This window comes from Ornithinimicrobium humiphilum (assembly GCF_006716885.1).
In the GTDB taxonomy this organism is placed as follows: Bacteria; Actinomycetota; Actinomycetes; order Actinomycetales; family Dermatophilaceae; genus Ornithinicoccus; species Ornithinicoccus humiphilus.
In genome coordinates this window covers 193,717-214,563 of the sequence record NZ_VFPU01000001.1, presented here as the reverse complement: position 1 = coordinate 214,563, position 20,847 = coordinate 193,717, and the positions used below count along the sequence as shown (strand labels likewise).

Annotated in this window: 23 protein-coding genes; 5 read left to right on the top strand and 18 right to left on the bottom strand. The window is 70.8% G+C overall.

Translation table 11 applies throughout. The features are described from left to right. Window positions 1–121: 121 nt before the first annotated feature. The 7 genes from FB476_RS00945 to FB476_RS00915 all read right to left on the bottom strand — a co-directional run bounded on the left by FB476_RS00945 (window position 122) and on the right by FB476_RS00915 (window position 7,560). Window positions 122–955: a CPBP family intramembrane glutamic endopeptidase gene (locus tag FB476_RS00945; protein WP_141817126.1), complete on the bottom strand. Its 834-nt coding sequence runs from the start codon at window positions 953–955 to the stop codon at window positions 122–124. Then, window positions 952–1,950 (bottom strand): hypothetical protein, encoded by a 999-nt coding sequence (locus FB476_RS00940; RefSeq protein WP_141817125.1) that lies wholly within the window; start codon window positions 1,948–1,950, stop codon window positions 952–954. Before FB476_RS00940 ends, FB476_RS00945 begins: the two co-directional genes overlap by 4 nt. Further along, entirely contained in the window at window positions 1,943–2,584 is a 642-nt protein-coding gene (locus FB476_RS00935; protein ID WP_141817124.1) for a TetR family transcriptional regulator, read from the bottom strand. Before FB476_RS00935 ends, FB476_RS00940 begins: the two co-directional genes overlap by 8 nt. 789 nt (window positions 2,585–3,373) lie before the next feature. Continuing rightward, window positions 3,374–4,051 carry a response regulator gene (locus tag FB476_RS00925; protein ID WP_141817123.1) on the bottom strand — a complete coding sequence of 226 codons (678 nt, stop codon included), beginning with the start codon at window positions 4,049–4,051 and terminating at the stop codon, window positions 3,374–3,376. After that, complete coding sequence (locus tag FB476_RS17205; RefSeq protein WP_420359342.1) at window positions 4,048–4,332, bottom strand: sensor histidine kinase; 285 nt, start codon at window positions 4,330–4,332, stop codon at window positions 4,048–4,050. The genes FB476_RS00925 and FB476_RS17205 overlap by 4 nt, the downstream gene beginning before the upstream one ends. 82 nt (window positions 4,333–4,414) lie before the next feature. Beyond that, the gene (locus tag FB476_RS00920) at window positions 4,415–5,224 is read right to left on the bottom strand and encodes a tetratricopeptide repeat protein (RefSeq protein ID WP_238329489.1); all 810 of its coding nucleotides are present in this window, start codon (window positions 5,222–5,224) and stop codon (window positions 4,415–4,417) included. A gap of 461 nt (window positions 5,225–5,685) precedes the next feature. Next, on the bottom strand, window positions 5,686–7,560 hold the full coding sequence (locus FB476_RS00915) for a M14 family zinc carboxypeptidase (RefSeq protein ID WP_170233486.1): 1,875 nt from the start codon (window positions 7,558–7,560) through the stop codon (window positions 5,686–5,688). Between the two features lie 225 nt (window positions 7,561–7,785). On the opposite strand from FB476_RS00915, the gene FB476_RS00910 reads away from it, so the two are divergent. Further along, complete coding sequence (locus tag FB476_RS00910) at window positions 7,786–8,268, top strand: SRPBCC family protein (RefSeq protein ID WP_141817121.1); 483 nt, start codon at window positions 7,786–7,788, stop codon at window positions 8,266–8,268. Between the two features lie 9 nt (window positions 8,269–8,277). On the opposite strand, the gene FB476_RS00905 is transcribed toward FB476_RS00910, so the two are convergent. Then, entirely contained in the window at window positions 8,278–9,096 is an 819-nt protein-coding gene (locus tag FB476_RS00905; protein WP_170233485.1) for a serine hydrolase domain-containing protein, read from the bottom strand. Window positions 9,097–9,136: 40 nt separating this feature from the next. Then, entirely contained in the window at window positions 9,137–10,177 is a 1,041-nt protein-coding gene (locus FB476_RS00900) for a cation diffusion facilitator family transporter (protein WP_141817119.1), read from the bottom strand. A 53-nt stretch (window positions 10,178–10,230) separates the two neighbouring features. Here FB476_RS00900 and FB476_RS00895 point away from each other — a divergent pair, with 53 nt between their 5' ends. Beyond that, the gene (locus FB476_RS00895; protein ID WP_141817118.1) at window positions 10,231–10,584 is read left to right on the top strand and encodes an ArsR/SmtB family transcription factor; all 354 of its coding nucleotides are present in this window, start codon (window positions 10,231–10,233) and stop codon (window positions 10,582–10,584) included. Here the strand turns inward: FB476_RS00895 and FB476_RS00890 are convergent. After that, on the bottom strand, window positions 10,572–10,928 hold the full coding sequence (locus FB476_RS00890) for a type 2 periplasmic-binding domain-containing protein (RefSeq protein WP_141817117.1): 357 nt from the start codon (window positions 10,926–10,928) through the stop codon (window positions 10,572–10,574). The two genes, FB476_RS00895 and FB476_RS00890, sit on opposite strands and share 13 nt — an antisense overlap. Window positions 10,929–10,993: 65 nt before the next feature. Between FB476_RS00890 and FB476_RS00885 the strand changes: the two genes are divergently transcribed. Both FB476_RS00885 and FB476_RS00880 read left to right on the top strand, forming a co-directional pair. After that, complete coding sequence (locus FB476_RS00885; RefSeq protein ID WP_141817116.1) at window positions 10,994–11,284, top strand: hypothetical protein; 291 nt, start codon at window positions 10,994–10,996, stop codon at window positions 11,282–11,284. Window positions 11,285–11,625: 341 nt separating this feature from the next. After that, window positions 11,626–12,294, top strand: coding sequence for a response regulator (locus FB476_RS00880; RefSeq protein ID WP_170233484.1), 669 nt, complete (start codon window positions 11,626–11,628; stop codon window positions 12,292–12,294). A 12-nt stretch (window positions 12,295–12,306) separates the two neighbouring features. Here the strand turns inward: FB476_RS00880 and FB476_RS00875 are convergent, their stop codons facing one another. The 4 genes from FB476_RS00875 to FB476_RS00860 all read right to left on the bottom strand — a co-directional run bounded on the left by FB476_RS00875 (window position 12,307) and on the right by FB476_RS00860 (window position 15,570). After that, window positions 12,307–12,987 carry a Pr6Pr family membrane protein gene (locus tag FB476_RS00875; protein WP_170233483.1) on the bottom strand — a complete coding sequence of 227 codons (681 nt, stop codon included), beginning with the start codon at window positions 12,985–12,987 and terminating at the stop codon, window positions 12,307–12,309. 54 nt (window positions 12,988–13,041) lie between these two features. Further along, window positions 13,042–13,830 carry a phosphotransferase gene (locus tag FB476_RS00870; RefSeq protein ID WP_141817114.1) on the bottom strand — a complete coding sequence of 263 codons (789 nt, stop codon included), beginning with the start codon at window positions 13,828–13,830 and terminating at the stop codon, window positions 13,042–13,044. A 114-nt stretch (window positions 13,831–13,944) separates the two neighbouring features. After that, window positions 13,945–15,153 (bottom strand): ATP-binding protein, encoded by a 1,209-nt coding sequence (locus FB476_RS00865; protein WP_141817113.1) that lies wholly within the window; start codon window positions 15,151–15,153, stop codon window positions 13,945–13,947. Window positions 15,154–15,294: 141 nt separating this feature from the next. Continuing rightward, on the bottom strand, window positions 15,295–15,570 hold the full coding sequence (locus FB476_RS00860) for a hypothetical protein (RefSeq protein ID WP_141817112.1): 276 nt from the start codon (window positions 15,568–15,570) through the stop codon (window positions 15,295–15,297). Window positions 15,571–15,747: 177 nt separating this feature from the next. On the opposite strand from FB476_RS00860, the gene FB476_RS00855 reads away from it, so the two are divergent. Then, window positions 15,748–16,569, top strand: coding sequence for a putative acetyltransferase (locus FB476_RS00855; RefSeq protein WP_141817111.1), 822 nt, complete (start codon window positions 15,748–15,750; stop codon window positions 16,567–16,569). 9 nt (window positions 16,570–16,578) lie between these two features. On the opposite strand, the gene FB476_RS00850 is transcribed toward FB476_RS00855, so the two are convergent. From FB476_RS00850 to FB476_RS16760, 4 genes are all read right to left on the bottom strand, one after another. After that, a complete protein-coding gene (locus FB476_RS00850; RefSeq protein WP_141817110.1) occupies window positions 16,579–16,908 on the bottom strand; it encodes a rhodanese-like domain-containing protein in 330 nt (109 codons plus the stop codon). 72 nt (window positions 16,909–16,980) lie between these two features. Beyond that, entirely contained in the window at window positions 16,981–17,841 is an 861-nt protein-coding gene (locus FB476_RS00845) for an Fpg/Nei family DNA glycosylase (protein ID WP_141817109.1), read from the bottom strand. Beyond that, the gene (locus FB476_RS00840) at window positions 17,834–18,961 is read right to left on the bottom strand and encodes an App1 family protein (RefSeq protein WP_141817108.1); all 1,128 of its coding nucleotides are present in this window, start codon (window positions 18,959–18,961) and stop codon (window positions 17,834–17,836) included. Before FB476_RS00840 ends, FB476_RS00845 begins: the two co-directional genes overlap by 8 nt. 52 nt (window positions 18,962–19,013) lie before the next feature. Further along, window positions 19,014–20,780 carry a peptidoglycan-binding domain-containing protein gene (locus FB476_RS16760; RefSeq protein WP_141817107.1) on the bottom strand — a complete coding sequence of 589 codons (1,767 nt, stop codon included), beginning with the start codon at window positions 20,778–20,780 and terminating at the stop codon, window positions 19,014–19,016. Between the last annotated feature and the right edge of the window lie 67 nt (window positions 20,781–20,847).

The window sequence follows — 20,847 nt, the reverse complement described above, 5'->3', positions numbered from 1 at the left end:
GTGATGGTACTAGCGACGCGGGTGCGGTCTCGTGACGGCGAAATGCTTCGTGGCTGAGTTCTGCACACCCGCCTCGGCGTAGTAGCGGTTCAGCTAGTCGGGGACACTGTCGCGAATCTGATCAACGGGTGCCGCCGGAGTCGGGGTGAACGATACGGGGGATGCCGGTGCTGCTGACGAGGATCGCGGCGACCGAGAACGGGATGACGCCCAGGGCGAGCATGGCCGCGCCGGTTCCACCGGCGAAGTCGATAGCGTCGTGAGTGAGGACCAGTTGCGCCCCAGTCTGGAACGCGGTGTGAAACCCGATAGGCATCCATATCGAGCCGGTGATCATGCGCAGATAGCCGAAGCCGATGCCCATCGCGAGGAAGAGCGAGAGGTCGGCGGGGTTCGCGTTCTGCCGCAGGAGCGCGGCGAAGAGCACGAAGAGCAGAGCCTGCGCGACGATGACGCCCCACCCGCGGGTGAGGGTTCCGAGCACAGTGGTGGCGTAGCCCCGGAAGACCACCTCCTCCGGAAGCGCCTCGGCGACGAGCACTGCGAGGAAGAGAAGGACGATGGTTCGCGCGAGCTCCGGCCCGGCGACGGTGACGGTCAGCGGGGCGCCGAGGAGGGCGAGCACCCCGAAGGTCGCCGCGGCCGGGATGGTCCAGACGATCGCGCCCCACACCGCCAGTCGCCATCCTGTCCGCATGCTCGTGAGCCCCACCCCGCTCATCCGGCGGTGATCGGAGAGGCGGACCAGGAGAGCGATCACGGTGAGAGTGGCGGCGCTGATCGCGACACCAAGCGCGATCCGGGCGCTCAGGGTCCCGGGGTCGGAGGGGTTATCTGATGCGGGAAGCAGAATGGTCGCGAGGGCCAGTCCCGCGCCGAGCGGGAGGATGGCCAACGCGATCCGCCACGCGGCGGAGGCAAGGCGTCGGGAACGTGGTCTGGGCGATGTGGTCATGGCGTCCCCCGGTATCGATGAGCGAGAGCGTGGTAGGCGCGTTTGGGTGTCCAAGTGCCGTCGGCGTGGGCGGTGACGATGCCGTAGCTGGCCAGGTCGAGGTCTCGGCCGGGCTCATCTGAGGTGGTCAGGGCGGGTTCGCTGAATCCCCAGACGAAGGTCCCGTCCGCTCCCGCGCGGTCGAACACGTCGAGAAGGTCGGTGAGGTAGTCGGCCTGCTCCTGCTCGTCTCGCACGAGGTTCTTTGGCACGGACGGTTCGGCGAGTCCACCGAGCACGCCCGACGCAGTAGAGGCCTTCGCGGCCGCTCCCCGGTAGGTGCAGGACCCGAACTCGAAGATGTAGCAGAGCTTGTTCTGCGCGTGGGCCCGATCGGCGAGCGCACGGATGTCGTCTTCGAACCGCCAGGCGTTGCGCGCGTCGCGGTATCGGTCGGCGCCGACGACATCGAAGATCGACCAGTCCGGACGCTCCCAGTCCCCCGCCCCGTAGGAGACCGGTCCGGCGAAGCGCTCCCGCGCCTCGCCTACGAGCTCTGCAAGCAGACGCCGTAGGCGCAGGTTCGCAATGGGCAGCAGCGGGAACGTCACCGTCAGCAAGGTTCCCCTGGTCCAGAACGTTGGACCCGGGAGCATTCCCGGGATCGACAGCGTGAGTTCACAGCCGACGACCAGCCCCACCTCGGCGCCTGAGGTTCGAAGACGCTCGGCGGCGAGGGCCGCTGCCCGCACGGCCTCTACGAGTTCATGGCGGGGCCGATCGAAGGGACGCGGCTGCAGCCAGACCCCCAGGCCCTCCTCCGCGGCGATGCTCGCCGCGATCGCGAGGCGGTCGGCGTCGCTGGCCATGATCAGCACCGCATCGCAGCCGAGGTCTTCACGGATCGCCCGGAAGTCTCGGCGTGCGCGCTGTTCGGTGAAGAAGGGGTTGCTCTCGAAGCCTTTCTCGTAGAGGACACCGGCGTCGTAACCGATCCCGCGCACCGGCTCAGTCATCGGCTGCTCCCAACGCCCGGAACAAGAACGGCACCACATGCGCACGCAAAGCTCTGAGGTCTGCACCGGGGTTGCGTTGCACGAGGGTGATCGCACGATCCAGCACACTCTCCGCAAGCCCGGTCGCGACATCGAGCGGCATCGCCCTGAAGACGCCCTGGTCGATTCCGGCCCGCAGAATGCTCCGCAACAGGGCCGTATCATCTTCATCTTCGACGAGATACAGCGGTGTGCCGTCCACCGTGCGATGCGAGACCACGATCTCCACCGCCGCCGCGATCGCGTGACGCTGCGCATCCACATGCGCCACATACGCATCCGCATAGGCCCGCAGACGAGCCGCAGGCTCGTCGACCCCGTCAACCGCCGCCAGCACGCTCTCCCCCAGAGCCGCGAACACGGTCTCCACGACGTCGAGTAGCAGCCCCTCCTTCGACGCGAAGTAGTACGCCACCGCGCTCTTGGCGATCTGCGCACGCCCCGCGATCTCCGCCAGCGATGCCCGGTGGTACCCGACCTCGTTCACCGTCACCACTGCGGCATCGATCAGCTGCCGGCGCCGCGCCCTCTCGATGAACGAGGTCGACCGCTCACGAGACGTCGTGGTCCCTGGCATGGCATTTTCAGAACGCATGGACTGATTTTAGAACAACTGGCCTGTCAAGTTCTAGACGCTGCCGCGCGAGCTTCGACAGCGGGAAGTCCTCGTTTGAAAGACGTGTACTGGCTTGTGGCCGAGGGAATAGTTCCGGTGCGGGCAAATCGGCGCGGTGCGTGGGATATCGGGGCGAACGGCCGCGATGGATCGGGCGACTGCGCACCTGGTCGCTGACCAGCCCGGCGGCGATGTCCTGTGAGGCCTCCGACCGGAAAGCACTCGTCAGCCGGAGTCCTCATGATCGATCCCAACCGCCACGACCGCCCGCTAAGTCGGCTCCCTGTTCGGCGGAAATGGCGTGCTTGACCTCGCCGTCGAGTACGCCCTGGGCGGCGAGACGGCCTGGGTTCTCCAAGAACGACGGGCACGTCGCTCGCGTCTTTGCCTACCACTGGCCCAACGCCCTAACCCTGGGGGACATCACCATCATCGGCTGCAACGAAATACCTCCCGTCGATGTACTCGGCGGCGGTTATCCCTGTTAAGACGTTGTGGTCGCTGGTCGAGGACGTCGTCACCGCTGGGGACGCTACGCCGACGCCATTGCCGAATGGGAGCACGTCATCGGAAGGTCGGCTCCGGCCCCCGCGCTCCTGAGCGACGTCAATGGGCCAAGACCGGCGTGGGGGTTCGTGGAATGGCTGATGGGCCTGCCTGGTGGCTGGGTAATCGATCCGGCGCACGAGCTCGCTCGGAATCAGCAGATCACAGCACTCGGCAATGGTGTGCTCCCTTTGCAAGCGATGTCAGCCATGCGCACTTTCATCAGCCAGTAGCTGAGTCGGTGTCTCCGGGGGTGATGAGTCCTGATTCGTAGCTGAGGATGACCAGTTGTGATCTGTCGCGGGCGGAGAGCTTGGACAGCAGGCGGCTGACGTAGGTGCGTGCGGTGGCGGGGCTGATGTGGAGGCTCGCGCCGATTTCTTCGTTCGATTCCCCCAGCCCGATCCGGGCGAGGACTTCGCGTTCGCGCTCGGTGAGTGATGCGAGCAGTTCCGGGCGAGTGCTGGTGGTCGGGCCTTCTGCCAGCGTACTCAGCACCTTTCGCGTGATCGCAGGTGACAGCAGGGCGTCGCCGGTAGCGACGGTGCGGATTGCGCTTCGCAAGTCACCTGGGGTGATGTCTTTGAGCAGGTAGCCAGCCGATCCCGCGCGGATCGCTGCGAGCACGTTCTCATCTTTATCGAAGGTTGTCAGCACCACGACGCGCACATCCGCAAGTGCGCGATCCGCCACGATCGCCCGGGTTGCGTCGATCCCATCCATCTGCGGCATGCGGATGTCCATGAGGACGACATCCGGCTTGTGCTCGCGGACCACGCTGATACCGGTCCTGCCATTGTCGGCTTCGGCGACGACCTCGATATCGCCGTCGTGCTGGGCAAGGGTGCGAAGGCCTGTTCGGACGAGTTCTTGGTCATCAACCAGCACGACACGGATCATGGCAACCTCGCAGGGATCGTAGCTTCGACGGCGAATCCGGCACCGGGGAGAGTGCGAGTGATCAATGAGCCGCCGAGTAGTCTGACCCGTTCGCTCATGCCAGCCATTCCATATCCACCCTTCACGGCCGCGCCTGTTGCCGGGCCGCGCCCGTTGTCGGTGACGCTGACATGAAGTAGACCATCGTGGATGCCGACTCGTACTTGCGCGCGGGTGGCGCCGGCATGGCGGATGACGTTGGTGATCGACTCCTGAATGACGCGATACGCCGCCGCGTCCACCGGGGCGGACAGCTCCGAGGGTGTAGCGGTGATGTCGGTTGCGACCTCGACACCAGCGCCCTGGCCACCGGGAGGCGCAGAGTCAGATGGGGTCTGTCCCTGCACCGGCCCTGCCGGCAAGATCGTCCGGAGGCTCGGAGCCGGCGACGGCCTCCTCGGCCTCGCCGAGGGCCTGCCTGACCGTGGCCAGGTCTTCAGGACCCAGGGTGTCGTCCGTGGCCAGGCCGGTGAGACGGTCGAGGGTCTGGCGGGCCGCGTCGGGCTGGCCGGCCCGGACCTGCAGCTCCGCGAGGTAGGCGAGGGCCGGAGCGAGTTCGGTCGGCGGGCCGTCGTGCTTGCCGATCGCGCCGCTGAGGATGCGCAACGCCTGCGGGACGTCGCCGTGGGAGTCGGCCATGACGACGGCGTTCTCGACCGCGACGGCGAGCCGGCCGCCGCCCGCGGACACCCACTCGACGCGGTCGTCGACGGCCCGCGGCTGGTGCCGGGCGTCCGGCAGCCGGCTGACCCGCACCCAGTTGCCAGCCGGGTCGACGACGCTGAACCCGCTCAGGCCCGCGTTGTTGGCACGCTTGCGGGGTCGGGTGATCCGAGGGAAGCCGGTCACCGGGACCTTCCCGTAGAGCGATCTCAGTCCGGAGGTGAAGAGGTCGTAGAGCGCGCCGGTGTCCGGCACGAGGATCATGCAGGTCGAGTAGCTGTCCTCGGGCGCCACTCCCGGCATCCCGAAGTAGTGGAGGTCGATGCCGCCGCGCTTGAGGGCGACATAGGGGTTGGGCCGCTGCTGGTGATAGGTGATGGAGAGCCCGAGCGCGGTCCAGAACCCCGCCATCTCGTCGATGTCGGGGCACGGGAGCATGGCGACCATCAGGGCGTGGTCGGCGGCGTCCACGGGAGTCACGCTACGCCTGTTGCGGCAAGGCGAAGCACAGACCACTCTCGCCGACGGCGCGCGCTCGAGGGCGACCTCGCCGTGCTCGAGCTGGTCGACCAGATCCGCTACCAACCAGCAGCGCTGACGATGTTCGTCCTGGGCCTGACCCTGCTGGCTGTCGCCGGCGTCCTCGTCGCCGCCACCTGGCAGCGCCGCGGCGGGCGCCCCGCCTGGGCCGCATGGCCGCTCTGCCTCATGGTGGCCGCGATCGCGCCGCAGTTCTACCTGCCGCATCGCCTTCGGCATCGGGTATGCCGTGGCCGCCGCGATCCTCGCCGTCGCCACCCTGCGCGGCGACGAGGCGACGTCCGCGGGTCGCGGCTGAACGGCATACCCCGGAGACCAGCGATCCCGGCGGGACACCCAGGTCGGAGCGACCAGGGGTCCCGCCGGGACCGGGTCAGGCGGTCAGGCGAGGGTCACTTGCCGGAGGCGACCGCCTTGGAGATGGCCGAGGCCTCCTTGTTGCTGAGCAGGCCCTTGCCACGCAGGTCGTTGACCACGTGGTTGACGTGGCTCACGAACTGACCCTTGTTGGGCCACGCCTGCTCGTCGGCGATCAGGTCGTTGACGCTGCAGCCGTCGGTGCCGACGCGGTTCGGGACACCGGTGCTCACGCCCTTGACGAAGACCGTCGAGCGGCGGTCGTCGAGACGGGTCGCGTCGACCATGCCGATGTTGGGCGTGCCCTGCGGGCGCACCGTCGAGGTCTCGAGGTCGGGGTCGAGCATGAACGGGATGAGCCCGCGCAGCGGCTGCGCCAGCTTCACCTGGACGATGCCGGAGCCGACGTTCTCCACGACGACGCCGTGGGCCGCCAGGCGGTCCTTCACCGGGGCCGACTTCCACGAGACGGTGGCGTTCTCGTCGCTGCCGTCGCGCGCGGCGTACTGCTCCGGGCTGAGGCGGTAGCCGCAGTAGGGCTGGAACATGATCGTGTTCGCGTCGGTGATCGGCGGGCTGACCGGGATCGGGTAGGCGCCGTCCAGGTAGAGCGGGCCGGTGTTGGCCGACTGGTAGGCCGCGGCGCCGGCCTTCGTGGCCTTCACCGTCGCCTTGTTCTCGTGGTGGTAGTCGAGGATCGTCTCGAAGGCCCAGTAGGCGGCGGCGGTCCGGCGGCGCAGGTTCTCTGGCCCGCCCTGGACACCCTCGGCCGGGTGGGCGGAGGTCGCACCCCACGGGACCTCGACCAGGAGGCCGACGGTGTTCTTCAGCCCGGAGACGTTGCTCAGCAGCGTCTCCCAGTTGTCGACGCGGTGGGTGCCCCACTGGCCGGGGGAGATGCCGGCCTCGGAGGCCTTGGCGTAGATCGACCCGCGGCCGACCAGCATCTGGTTGTAGGTGAAGAGGTTGGACTCCACCGCGAGGCTGCGCGGCCACAGGAACTGGATGTCGGTGCCGGCGCCGGGGTTCTCGTGGGCGTCGACGATGATGTCGGGCTGGTAGTCCCGGATGACCTTGGCGATGCCGAGGGCCTCGGGGTGACGCAGCAGGATGTGGTCACGGTTGAGGTCCTGGCCCGAGATGTTGCTGCGCTGGCTGTTGGCCTGACCGTCAGGGTTCTGCGTCGGGACGATGATGACCGTGGTCGTGCTCAACAGGTCGGTGACCCACTGCTCGTCCGAGAAGGCGAGGCGGCGCAGCATCGTCAGGCCGGCCTCGCGGCCGGAGCGCTCGGTGCCGTGCACGTTGCCGGCGAGGAGGACCGAGCCGTTCTTGGCGATCTGCTGCGGGGTGCCGGGCGGGTTGCCGACGACGGCCGCGAGGATCGGGCGACCCTCGTAGGTGGTGCCGAGGGACTCGAGACGGACGCGCGGGCTGTCCGCGGCGATGCGCGTCATCAGCTCGACCTCTTCGGCGTCCGTGGTGTAGCGGACGCCGTCGCTCATCTCGTGTCCGGTCAGGTACTGCGACGGGCCGGGGTGGTCGGGTGTGCTCATCACGATCGGCTCGGACCAGTCGCCCGGCGTGCCACCGATGACGGGACGGACCCGCCACTGGTAGCGCTCGCCCACGACGAAGCCGTGGTCGGCGAAGACCGTGGGGCCCTGGGTGATGTTGTCGCCACCGCGGGTCGGCGTCCAGATGCCGACGATGGTGCCGGGGCCGGCCGGGGTGCTGCCGTTCATCAGGGTGCGCTCGATCTCGTAGCGCTGTGCTCCATCGACAGCGGTCCAGGAGATATGGGCCATGCCGACGCCGGTCTCGACCGAGACCTGCGGGGTGTCGGCCTTCGCGGCCTCCAGGGGCACGACCGTGGCCAGGGCCAGGGCAGCTGCTGCGGACGCGCTCACGACAAAGCCGCGCCGCCGCGTCAGGGTGCTTCGATCACGTCGTTGAGATCGGAACATTGGGGGACTCTCCCTCGTTCGGGCACAGCCTCGGTCTTGGCGGTGCTCTGGCCGCATCCTGGCAGATCTATGTGATCTATGTGATTGATTCGTGATGTTTTTACGACCATTTCCCAGGACGGAACAATCCGGAAACCTCGTGTGCCGCAACCGGATTACGGTGGGGGTATGGAGCTCACCCACCGCGCCTCGATCGTCGTCAACGCCTCCCCCGAGGTCGTCTACTCGCTGGTGAGCGACGTGACGCGCACGGGTGAGTGGAGCCCGACGTGCCGCGCCTGCGAGTGGGAGGACCCTTCGGAGACGGGCGTCGGGGCACGCTTCACCGGGCACAACGACAACGGTGCGCGGCAGTGGAGCACCACCTCCACCGTCGCCGCCGCCGACCCCGGGAGGACCTTCGCGTGGGAGGTCGGGGCCGGCTACGTGCGGTGGGCCTACCTCCTCGAGCCCGTCGGGGGCGGCACCGAGCTGACGCACACGTGGGAGTTCACCGAGACGGGGCAGGCGTTCTTCCACGAGAAGTACGGAGACGACGCTCCCGCGCAGATGGAGCAGCGCACCGCCGCGGCGCGCTGCGACATGCCGCGCACGCTGGACACCATCCGCGAGATCGCGGAGCGCGAGGTGGCGAGCGTCGCGGCCTCCTGAGTCGCTTCCTCAGGCCGGGTTCGCGACCGCCTCGAGGCAACGTCGGACCAGATCCTCGTCGGGACGCTCGGTCGCGCCGACCTCGCCGCGCCACCGCGTGCCGTCCGCGCTGGCGGCCGCGAAGAGCGAGAACCCCGGCCCACCTCCTCCGTGACCGACGGCCGAGACCGGTATGCCGTGGGTCATCAACCCGAGCCCGTAGCCCGCGGTGGGGGCGAACGGGTCGTCGGCGGGCACGTCCACCGGCATGGTCCTCTTCATCGCCGCCGCGACGTCGGCCCCGAGGCGACCCTGCAGGATCAGCGCGATCCCGCGTGCGGCCTCGTCCGGCTCCGCGGCGAAGGTGCCGGTGTAGACCCAGCCCAGGTGGTAGCGACGGAGCGAGTCGTCGATCGCCGGGTGGTCGCAGTGGTCCCAGTCCTCGGGCTCCGAGAAGGGCCAGGCCTGGATGCCGAGCGGTCCGAGCACGAGGTCGTCCAGGACCTCGAAGAAGGGCGTGCCGTGCTTCGTCTCGAGGGCCAGCCGGACGAGCAGGTAGCCGATGTTGGAGTAGACGAAACGGCCCGGCTCCCCGACCCTCGCTCGTCCGAGCACGTCCGCGACCGGCCAGGGCGTCTCCCGAGCGGCGACGGCCGGGCCGTAGTCCGGCCACCCGGCATAGTCCTCCAGCCCCGAGCGGTGCGAGAGCAGGTCGCGGAAGGTCAGCCGCGCCAGCACCGACGGGAGGTCGGGCAGCACCGTCCCCACCGGCGCCTCGGGGTCGAAGGACAGCAGGGCCGCGGCCGCCGTGGAGGACTTCGCGATGCTGTAGACGGGGACGACGCTCACGACCCCAGTCTGGCCCCCGCGACGACTCCCTCGCTTCGGCTCAGCCAGGGACGACCGTGACCGCGACCCGGTCGAGGTGCGGCACCCTGCCGACGAGGTCGTGCTGAACCCGCTCGCCCAGCGCGTGCGCGTCGGGCAGGCTCAGCGTGGCGTCGGCGACGACCCCGAGCTCGGCCTCGAGCCGGTGGCCGGACCAGCGGGCGCGTGCGTCCTGCACGGCGAGCACGCCGGGGACCGCGGCGGCGGCCTGCTCGAGCCGGCCGAGGGTGCTCTCGTCCACACCGTCCATGAGCCGGTGCACCACGGTGCGCATCGACGACACCAGGACGGCGAGGATGACGCCCGCGATCACGAGGCCGATGAACGGGTCGAGGCGCGGCATACCGAGCCACACGCCGACGACGCCCACCGCGACGGCCACGGACGTGAGAGCGTCGGTGCGGGCGTGCTGCCCCTCGGCGATCAGGGCGGCGGACCCGATCCGACGCCCGGCGCGGATGCGGTAGATGGCCACCGCCTCGTTGCCCGCGGCACCGATGAGGGCCGCAGCCAGCACCCACCCCAGGTTGGTCAGCTCGGGAGGCTGGAGCAGCCCCCGCACCGACTCCCAGACGATGAGCGCCGCGGACAGGGCGATGACCAGGCCGATGAGCAGCCCCACGAGGTCCTCGGCCCGGCGGTAGCCGTAGCTGTAGCGCCGCGTGGGCGCCCGCCGCCCGAGGCGGAAGGCGATGATCAGCGGGATCGTCGTCGCCAGGTGGCCGAGGTTGTGCACGGTGTCGGCCAGCAGCGCCACGGAGCCGCTCAGCGCCACGATGACGATCTGCAGGGCCGCGGTGAGACCCATGCCCACCAGGCTGATCCACGCCGCGCGGATCCCGACCCGGCTGGACTCCTCCGCGCTCTGGATCGCCTCGGTGTGGTCGTGGCTGTGCGGGGTCAGGGCGTGGCGGAGCCTCCCGAGCAGCCCACCGGCGTGCTCATGGTCGTGGTCATGGCCATGGCCGTGCTCATGGTCGTGCTCGTGGTGATGGCCGTCCCCGTGGTGGGTGTCGCCGCTGCGCTTCAGCTCGGTGGTCACCCGAGGAGATTATTTGCATAGTCGCGCAAATAGCAAAACGTAAGATGGTTCCCATGCCTGACGTCCGCGCCAGTTCCGTGCCCACCGACGAGCACGCCCAGCTGGCCGTCGAGACCTTCCGGATGCTCGCCGACCCCACGCGGGTCAAGATCCTGTGGCTCCTGCTGCACGACGAGCACAACGTCTCCGCGCTCTGCCAGGAGGTGGGCGCCTCGGCACCCGCGGTCAGCCAGCACCTCGCCAAGCTCCGGCTCGCGGGCCTGGTGACCAGCCGGCGGGAGGGCACCTTCATCTACTACCGCGCCACCAGCGCCCACGTCCGCCGTCTCCTGACCGAGGCCCTGTCGCACGCCGAGCACGTGGCCGGCGAGGTCAGCGGCGACGCCCCGCACAGCTACCGGGACTGACCGTCAGTCGCAGGTGAAGACGTCGGGCGGTGCGCCAGCTCGGCCTTGAGCGCCTCGATCTCGTCGAGGTATGCCGCTGCCCCCGCGACGGCTCGCAGCGCCTCGTAGGCCGGCTCGACCGCGGCCCGCACGGCGGCCAGCTCGTCCTCGGTGAGCTCCACCATCTCCAGGCCGGCACCGCAGACCTCGGCGCGGTGGTCATCGGGGAGGCGGTCCTCGGTGCGGGTGGCCTCGAGGGCGTCCTCGAAGCTCACGGCCGCGGCCTCGAGCAGCGCCGTCCGGTACTCCTCGGGCCACGCCTCCAACGCCTCGGAGTTGGCGACGAGGACGAGCGATCGGGCCACAGGTTGAGGTTGGTCGTGAACGCGACGGCGTCGTCCTGGTAGGTGTTGCCGACGACCGCGCCGACGTGGGCGACCAGTCCGTCGAGACCGTCGAGCGCGTTGGCCTCCACCCCGGCGACCGGCTCGTCGGCACCCAGGGCCTCGAGCATCGCGACGGCCGCGGCGTTGAGCTCGCTCTGGACGACCGCCCCTTCGAAGTCTGCCGGGGTGCGGAACTCGTGCGTCACCCCGAGCATCCGGCGGAGCGCGCCCGGCAGGACGCCGATCCCGGTCACGCCCTCGATCCCGATGTCGGCGAGCATCCGATCGGCGATCCCACCCTCCAGGGGCTCGGCCTCGTCGCCTCACACTCGTAGCGGCCCTCGGGGATGCGGTCCTCAGACATCTCGGTCTCGGGTTCCGTGGTGGTCTCGGGTTCCGTGGTGGTGGGTTGTCCCGAGGTCTGGGGTGCGGGCGAGGTGGTCGGTTCCTCCGCCGCCGCCTCGCCCGTGGGCTCGTCCTGCCCGCAGCCGCCGAGCAGCAGGAGCGCGGTCGTCGCAGCAGCCAGACGGGTCGTGGTGGTGCTCATGGTCGTGGCCCTCCGTATCGGGATAGCGATGTCCCTCGACGGTGGCGGGCGACGGTATCTCCCTGGGAGACGGGAGTTATCCGGGCGGTATCCATGGTCAGCAGTCATGCCGGGTGCCAGACTGCAAGGGTGCGCGCGGCCTCAGGCGTGGGTCTCGACGAGATCAGCACCTTCCTCGGCGCGGTGGCGTGGCCACTCGTCGTCCTGGTCATCGCGCTCTTCTTCCGCAAGCCCCTGACCGCACTGCTGCGCCGCGACGACGTCCAGGTCAGTGCCCCGGGCGGGTTCAGCATCAGCGCCAAGAGCCAGGTGGTTGCGACCCGGGCCCTCATGGAGGCCGCCGCCAAGAGTCCGGAGACCCCGCTGACGCCGGAGGACGCCGAGTCCGGCGTCGAGGTGGCGGCGCTCGGGGTCGAGGCGCTCGGGCGGGCCCCTCGGATCCTCTGGGTCGACGACAACCCGAGCAACAACCGCTCCGAGATGGCCGCGCTGCACGCCCTGGGCATGCACGTGACGCTGAGCACCTCCACCGAGGAGGCCCTGGGCCAGATGGCCTCCGTCGGCGCCTTCGACCTGGTCATCTCCGACATGGGCCGACCGGGTGACCGCCGCGCCGGCTACACCCTGCTCGACACGCTGCGGCAGCGCGGTGATCGGACGCCCTACGTCATCTACGCCTCGTCGCGGTCGAGGGACGACTTCGACGAAGCCGTCCGGCGCGGGGCGCTCGGGTGCACCAACCGGCCGGACGAGCTCATCACCTTCGTGACGAACGCGCTGCGCGGGCCGCGGGTCTGACCCCGCTGCCTCCTACGGTGCGACAAATCCCGGTTCCTTCCCCGGCAGGAAGCGAGTCGACCGGACCACCAGCCACCCGAAGGCAGCGACGCCGAGCGAGATGACCAGCACCGTCACCGCGATCCGTCCGTAGCCCTGCTCGGGGTCGAGGAAGGGATAGGGAACCCAGCCGTCGGTGGCGCCACGGATGAGCACGACGACCAGCCACACGATCGGATAGATCAAGATCGCGCCCACGAGACGGTCGGGCAGCCGCCGGCGACCGGGTGCGAGCACCCAGTCGACGACGGCGTAGATCGGCGTCACGACGTGCAGCACGGTGTTGGCCCACTCGACCGGCACACCGCCCTCGGCCCCGAGGGGGGCGAGCAGCACGGCATACACGATCCCGACGAGGACGATGTAGGTGACGCACGCCGCCCGCGCGGGCTCGGCCCAGGTGGGGCGGACGCGGCCGGTCAGTGCCAGGACGCCGAGCAGGATGTAGAGAGCCGCGAGCAGCAGGTTCGACTGGATCGTGAAGTAGCCGAAGATGTTGAACGGGTTGATCCGCGACCGGCCCGCGACCTCGGCCACGGTCGCCGCGACGGCCGCGACGGTGAGCCCGGCCACGGCGAGCCGCAGCCAGTCCCAAACGCCCGCGGACCGGGTCGAGGACCCTTGACGATCGACCTCCGCGGGCGACGCTCCCATGCCGCGCAAACTAGCAGCGGTGGGCCAGGCTGCGCAGCAGTCGCGCGGAAGCCCTCAGGAGCGCAGCGCGTCAGCCAGGTCCTCGGCGTTCTCGGCGAGCCAGGCCTGCCGCCGCCGGATCTTGTCACCGACGCCCTCGTCCCACATCCGTGCCCAGCCGCCGCCGTCGCGCCGGGCGCGATCGCGCATCCGGCGCCAGGACCGCTCGGCCAGGTAGCGGGCCACCGGCACGACCTGGGCGGTCTCGGTCGCGTCGAGACCGTAGGCCCGGACGACCGCCCGGCCCCGGTCGGCCGCGTCGACCTCTTGCATCACCGGCTCGCGGTCCGGCACCGGCATCCACGCACCCCACCAGAGGAGCAGGTTCGACACCTCCTGCACCCGCGAGACCGGGCCGGCCAGGTCGAAGTCGATGACGGCCACGGCCTGCCCGTCACGGAAGACGGTGTTCTCGGGCGTGAAGTCGCGATGCCCGACGAAGGTGGGCACCGGACCTGGCCCCTGAGTGTCCACCGGCTCAGCACCGTCGGGTAGGCCGAGGGGCAGCATCACGTCGTCCAGCCGCCTGGCGAGCCGGGCCACCGAGCACGCCCGCTCCTCGTCGGCGACCCACTCCGGCCAGGGACGACCTGCGACCTCGCCGTCGACGAACGTCAGGATCTCCCTGCCCTGCTCGTCGATCCCGAGCAGCCGCGGAGCACCGTCGAAGCCGACCACCTCGAGGTGGCGCAGGACGGTGTGGACCAGCGGCGAGTGGTCGCCCAGCGGCCGCCGCACCGTCTCCCCGACCCGCACGACACCCTCGGTGACGTCACCGCCCAGCAGCGGGATCTCCTCGGTCATGAGGGTCAACCCTAGGCGCTGACCGCACGAGTGCAGGGGATATGTACGGAACTCCGGCCATACGCGTGCACGACCCCTGCACTGGTGCACCGCGCGGCGGCCCGAGTCCCGTCGTCAGGTCTGCGAGCGCAGGTAGCGCCCGAAGTGCGGCACCGTGAACGCGATCCGTCCTCGCTCGCCGGAGTAGATCAGCCCCTTCTTGAGCAGGGCGTCGCGTGCGGGCGAGAGCGACTGCGGCTTGCGGCCGAGGTGGGTGGCGATGTCGGCGGTCGCGACCGAGCCGACCTCGTCGACGTCCTGCCCGTCCTCGGCATACTTCACGGCCAGCTCGGCCATCGCCCGGAGGTACTCCCGCTCCCCCGGCGTCGCCCGCTCGTAGCGCGAGCCGAAGAAGCCGACGGCCAGCTCGGCCTCCGCCTCGGGCGAGGCGACCCGCACGTCCTCGGCGGTGATCGGCGACGCGGGCGCCAGGTCCCAGACCTCCTTGCCGTAGGCCTGGATGAAGTAGGGATAGCCGCCGGTCGCGGCATACATCGCCTCCAGCGCCTCGGGCGACCACTCCGCGTCCTCGTCCTCGGCGGGCGCCTGCAGCGCGCGGTCCGCGGCGTCGCGGGACAGCCGGTCGATGCGGGTGTAGCGGAAGAGCCGCTCGGAGTAGGACTTGCTGGCGGACAGCACTGCGGGCAGGTGCGGCAGGCCGGCGCCCACGACGATGACCGGCAGCGCCGACTGGCTCAGCTCGTGGCAGGCGGCGCAGATGGCCGAGACGTCCTCGGGCCCGAGGTCCTGCATCTCGTCGATGAAGATCGCGACGCCCTTGCCCACGTCCGCGGCCAGGCCGCCCACGTCGGTGAAGAGCTCGACCAGGTCGATCTCGATGTCGCCGGAGTCGGCGCGGCCCAGCACGGCGGGGGCGTCGATGCCGGGGTTCCACCTGTCGCGCAGCTTGGCGCCGGGCTGGTCCTTCTGCGCGAACGCCTTGATGACGCCGAGCACGTGGTCGACCTCGTCGCCCTGGGGATGGCCGAGCTCGCGCACCGCGACGTGCAGCGCCGCCGCCATCGGGCGCCGCATCCCCTGCTCGGGGCGCGCCTCGTACTTCCCGGTCCCCCACCGTGCCCGCACCGCGGTCGATCGCAGCGCGTTGAGCAGCACCGTCTTGCCGACGCCGCGCAGCCCGGTGAGGATCATCGACCGCTCGGGACGACCACGCTGGATCCGCTCGAGCACCACCCGGAAGCGGTCGAGCTGCTCGTCGCGGCCGGCGAGCTCGGGCGGGCGCTGGCCCGCGCCGGGGGCGTAGGGGTTACGGATCGGATCCACGCGAGGACTGTATGGCGTTGTCTAGCGCCATCGCGAGAGACACGCAGAGAGCGTCAGAGGTGACGATCCAGAGGCACCGATCGCCTGATCTACACGACTATCGCTCTGGCATTAGAGAGCGATAGACGATGGCATCGACGCTCAGAGCCGCTCCGACCGCCCCACCGCGGCGGCCAGGTTGTTGTGCTGCGTGCGCACGTCGGCGGCCGAGGCCCGCAGCACGCTGGTGAGGGTCGGCCGCACCACCCGCCGCTGGGCCAGCCACACCGACCTCAGCTCGTCGGCCTGCCGGCCGGTCCACAGCTCGACACCGACGGCCCGGTCCAGGTCCCCCGCGATCCGCTCCAGGTCCTGCGCCGCGCGCTCCACCACGTCGTGCAGCTCGCGCAGGGCGAGCAGCTCGTGCTCCACGGTCACGCCGAAGCACCTCCTTCGGACGGCCGGATGTCCCTACGACCGGCGCCCTGCATCGCCGCCGGTCCCCGGCCCGCACCTCGAGCCTAGGACGCCCGGGCAGCCGGGTAAAGCATCGGGCTCGCCAGCGCTCGATCGCGCCGTCTGCCACCCTCTAGCGCCGCGACTAGAGTGGGCCAGATGAACCGATCGGACCTGGCCACGGTGCCTCTCGGAGAGCGCCTGACCGTCCGCCACCGGCTCCCGGACGGGCGCGCGACCGACGTCGTCGGCACCCTGGTCGCCCGGGACCGCACGGCCGTCACCGTGCGCACCCGCACGGGGGAGGACGTCCGGGTCGACCTCGCCGCCGTGATCGTCCACCGCGTGGTGCGTCCCGCCCCCTGGCGGGTGGCCACCTTCCTGCAGCGGGCGCAGGTCGCGGTGCTCGACCTGGACGGCGTGGTCCGCAGCTTCGACGCCGACGGCTGGCTGGCCCGGGCAGAGCGTGACCTCGGCGTCGACGCCGGCGGGTTGCTCGAGCTCGCCTTCGGCCTCCCCGAGGCGGAGGCGATGCTCGTCGGCCGGTCGACCTACGACGGCTGGCTGGCCGCGGTCCGAGCCCGGCTGCTGGCCGACGGGCGTCCCGCCCACGTGGTCGGGGAGACGATGTCGACCTGGGTCGCCGACCGCGGGGCACCCGTCGCCGCCACCGTCGCCCTCGTCGACGAGCTGGCGGCACGCGGGACGCCCACCTTCGTCTTCACCAACGGCACCGACCGGGTGCCCGCCGAGCTCGAGCACATCGGGCTCGGGCACCTCGTGCCGTGGCTCATCAACAGCGCCGACCTCGGCGCCGCCAAGCCTGACCTCGAGGCGTATGCCGCCGCGCACGCGCGCATCGAGGCCCACCTCGGGCGCACGGTGGCGAGAGAGGACGTCCGCTTCACCGACGACCGTCCGGCCAACGTGGACGCCGCCCGCGAGTTCGGCTGGCAGGGGCGGGTCTTCACCCACCCCTGACCCAGCGCGTCAGATGACCGTCGGCTCCTGGCCGGAGTCGGACGTCATCGCCTTGTCAGCCGCGTGCCAGGCCCGCATGCCGCCGTCGACGTTGACCACGTCGAAGCCCTGGGTGACCAGCCACTGCACGACCCGGCCGGACCGACCGCCGCTGCGGCAGATGATCGGCAGCGGGTCGTCGGAGTCGGGAAGGTCCTCGAGGCGGCTGGGGATGTCGCCCATCGGGATGTGCACCGCGCCCGGCGCATGGCCGGCGGCCCACTCGTCGGGCTCGCGGACGTCGACGACGAGCGCGTCGTCGGGCAGGTCGGTGACGGAGACCGTGGGGGTGTCAGACATGCGGCCATCCTCCCAAACCTGCGGGCCGACCGCACCCGCGTCGACGGACGGGCTCCGGCCAGCGACCCGCCGTCAGCGCAGCAGCCGCGACATCCGCCGGTCGGCCAGCTCCTTGCCGCCGGTCTGGCAGGTCGGGCAGTACTGCAGCGAGGAGTCGGCGAAGGAGACCTCGTGGACGGTGTCCCCGCAGACGGGGCAGGCCTCGCCGGTGCGGCCGTGGACGTTCATCCCCTGGCGCTTGGCGTCCTTGAGCTCGGCGGCGGGGCGCCCCTCGGCGGCCATCACCGCGGCGGTCAGCGTGGTGCGCAGCGCCTCGTAGAGGCGGGCGACCTCCTCCTCGGTGAGCGAGGACGCGAGCGCGAAGGGCGACAGGCGTGCGGCGTGCAGGACCTCGTCGGAGTAGGCGTTGCCGACGCCGGCGATCACCGACTGGTCGCGCAGCAGCCCCTTGATCTGGGTGCGACGGCCGGTGAGCAGGGCGGTGAAGGCCTCGAGCGTGAAGTCGTCGGCGAGCGGGTCGAGGCCGAGCGAGGCGATGCCGGGGACCGCGGAGGGCTCGGGCACGACATAGGCCGCCAGCCCCTTCTTGGTGCCCGCCTCGGTGAGGTCGAAGCCGGAGCCGTCGTCGAGGCGCACCCGCAGCGCGATCGGCGTCTTGCCGGGCCGGACGCGGGTGGCCGGGACCTCCTCGTACCACCGCAGCCAGCCGGCGCGGGCCAGGTGGAAGACCAGGTGCGTGCCGTCGACATCGACGTCGACGAACTTGCCGTGCCGCGTCACCCCGTCGACCGGTCGCCCGACGAGGGCGTCCGGCGGCGGGTCGAAGGTCTTGAGGACCGCGATCGAGCCCAGCTCGACGTCGGTGACGACGCGGTCCTTCATCCGCCCGTCGAGATAGTCGGCGAGCGCCTGCACCTCGGGCAGCTCAGGCACTGCGGGGCTCCTCTCCCTCGTCCGTCCGGTCGGCGTCCCCGGCCGCGAGCGGCCCCCTCCCGGCGCCCCCGGCCGCAAGGGTCCCCCGCGCGGTCATGAGCAGCTGGTGGAGGCCGTAGCCGTTGGACGCCTTGAGCATGGGCACGTCGGCCCGCTTGCCGAGCAGCTCGTCGGTCGCGACGGGCAGACCGCTGGAGAGCAGCTGCTCGGCCGGCGTCAGCTCGCGGAGACAGATCGCCAGGACACGGTCGGGGTGCTCCTGGGCGAACTCGCCGTAGATGACGGGGTCGTGCTGCCCGTCGTCGCCGACGAGGATCCAACGGATCCGAGGGAACTCCTCGGCGAGGCGGCGCAGCTCGCGCTCCTTGTGCTCCTGGCCGGAGCGGAACCACCCGGTGTTGGTGGGGCCCCAGTCCGTGAGCAGCAGCGGGCCCACGGGGAAGTCGTGCCGGCGCAGGAAGCGGGTGAGCGCCGGCGCGGTGTTCCACGCCCCGGTCGAGAGGTAGAAGACGGGCGTGCGAGGGTCCTCGGCGGCGATCGCGCGGTAGAGCGAGCCCATCCCGGGCACCCGCTGGCGGACCTGCTCGGAACGCACGAAGGTGTTCCAGCCGGCGATGAACATGCGGGGCAGGTGGGTGATCATCACGGTGTCGTCGATATCGCTGACCAGCCCGAGCTCGGCCTCCGGGTCGACGACCATGACCGAGACGGTGACGGAGTCGCCGTTGTCGAGGCCGATCGTGGCCTCCCGCCAGCCCGGCCCCAGGCCGTGGCCCGGGACGTCGACGTCGACGTAGCCGCCGCGGTCGCTGGTCGCCGTGACGGTCGCCTCACCCATCCGCACCGTGACGCGCACCCCGCCGGCCGGGGCCGTGAGGAAGACGCGCCACCCCCGTTGGGCGATGTCGAGCAGGGAGTCCTGGGCGTGGGTCAGCGCGGTGCGCCGCTCCTCGGGCTCGGTGCGGGAGAGCGTCACGCGGGCGAAGACCCGGGCCTTCTCCGTGCTGCCGTAGCCGGTGTAGCCGGCGACCCTCTCGTGCCAGCCCCGACCGCGCAGCCGGGACTCGATGCGACGACGCACCGAGTCCTCGAACCGGGCCGCGATGTGGGGACGGGCCATGGAGGACACCCTAGTTGGCCGCGGCGACGCCGACCGTCGCCGCGGTCACCGGTCAGCTCGCGCGCGCGACCGCGGCCTCGTGGGCGCGGCGGGCCTTCTCCTGCGCCCGGTGGGTGCGTTCCTCGAGCTCGCGCTCGGCACGCTCCATCTCGGCCAGCTCGGCGGTGGCTCGGTGCTTGGCCTCCTCGAGCGCCTTGCGACGCTCCTCGGCCTCCTTCTTGGCCTTGGCCTTCTTCTCGGCCTCGGCCTTGGCCTTCTTCATCGCCTCGACGGTGCCAGGGGCGCCCTCGACACGACCTTCCTCGAGCGCGACCGTCTCGATCGCCGCCCAGGTGGGACCGTCGACGACTCCCGTGGCCTCCAGGCCGGCGGCCTCCTGCACGGCCTTGACCGCCTTCTCGGTGGCGGGACCGAAGCTGCCGTCCGCCTCGATGCCCAGCAGCTCCTGCAGCAGGGTCACCGCGCCGCCCATGTAGGGGCTGTCGCTGCGGCCCTCCATCGTGGCGCGCTTGACCAGCTCGCCGTCAGGGTCGGCCTGCTCGTCCAGGCTGCCGTGCTCGAGCTCGACGTCGCGGATGGCGAGCGTCGGGTGGGTCGCGCGCTCCAGCAGCAGCCAGGTCAGCGGGGTCACGGCCGCCGGACCGTCACCTCGGCGCGAGGCCTGGGACTTGAGCACCGGGTCGGTCTGCTCCCAGTCGGACAGCGCCTTGGCCGTGATCGGGCCGAAGGACCCGTCGGCCTCGACGCCCAGCGCCTCCTGGAGAACCTTGACGGCCTCGCCCGTGTCACCCTCGGTCAGCGTGGTGCGGAGGTAGGGGGTGAAGTCGGTGGTCTGCCAGTCCTCGCGCTCGACGGCGAGCGCGTCGGCCGGGAGGGGGCCGACCTCCTGGCCGAGCGCGACGGCGTAGGAGAAGTCGTCGGCGACACCGGTCGCCGGGATGCCGTGCTCCTCCTGCCAGACGATGAGCGCCTCGCGGGTCTTCGCGTCGAGGACACCGGTGGTGTCGAGACCCAGGGCCTCCTGCAGCATCCGCACGCCCGGGCCGGACTCGCCGGGGCGGACGCGGCCGATGCCGGTGCTCGGAGCGGTCGCGATCGCGGTCGGGTCGCACGGGGTCGTCCGCGGCACCCGGTGGAGGGCGGCGTACTGCCAGGGCGTCACGTCGCACGGACCGAGGTCGGGCTCGGTCACCGCCACACCGGTCCACCACGAGGTGCGCATGAGCGCGCCGTCCCAGGTGAAGGAGAAGTGGATGTGGTCGGTGTGCGGGTTGCCGGTGTAGTAGGTCCAGGAGGCGCTGTTGGTGTTGTAGATCAGGCCGTTCCAGATCATGTACTCGATGCCGAAGCGCTTGGCCATCTCGCCCTCGTCGGCGGTGAGCCACACCAGGACGGCGTCGGCGATCTGTCGGTCGGTCGGGTCGCCCGCGGCCAGCGGCCAGTCGAGGGCGCGTCCGTCGTGGTGGAAGGAGGCGTAGTCGATGCAGGACCGGGCACCGGAGAAGTTGGGTCGGCCGTAGTGGTCGCTCACCAGCAGGGCGAAGGCCAGGACGCCGGGCCGCGACTCGGGGTCGCAGGAGATCTGCTGCTCGAAGGGGCCCTTCTCGTCGACCTGCGACGGGAGGTCCTCCTTGGTCGGGGGCTCGGGCACGACGGCCGGGTCGATGGGGACGGGCACGAACGCGGCCGCACCACCGAAGCCGCCGTTGGGACCGAAACCGGTCCGCGGCGTGCCGGGAGCCGAAGACGTCGAGCCGTCCCCCTGAGGGTCGTCCCCCAGCGCGGGCAGCACACCAGCAGCCGCGATCACCCCTGCCACGACGGCCGATGCACTCCACCGCGCTGCCCGAACCCGCGCTCCGCTACCCCTGCGGAACGCGCCCGCG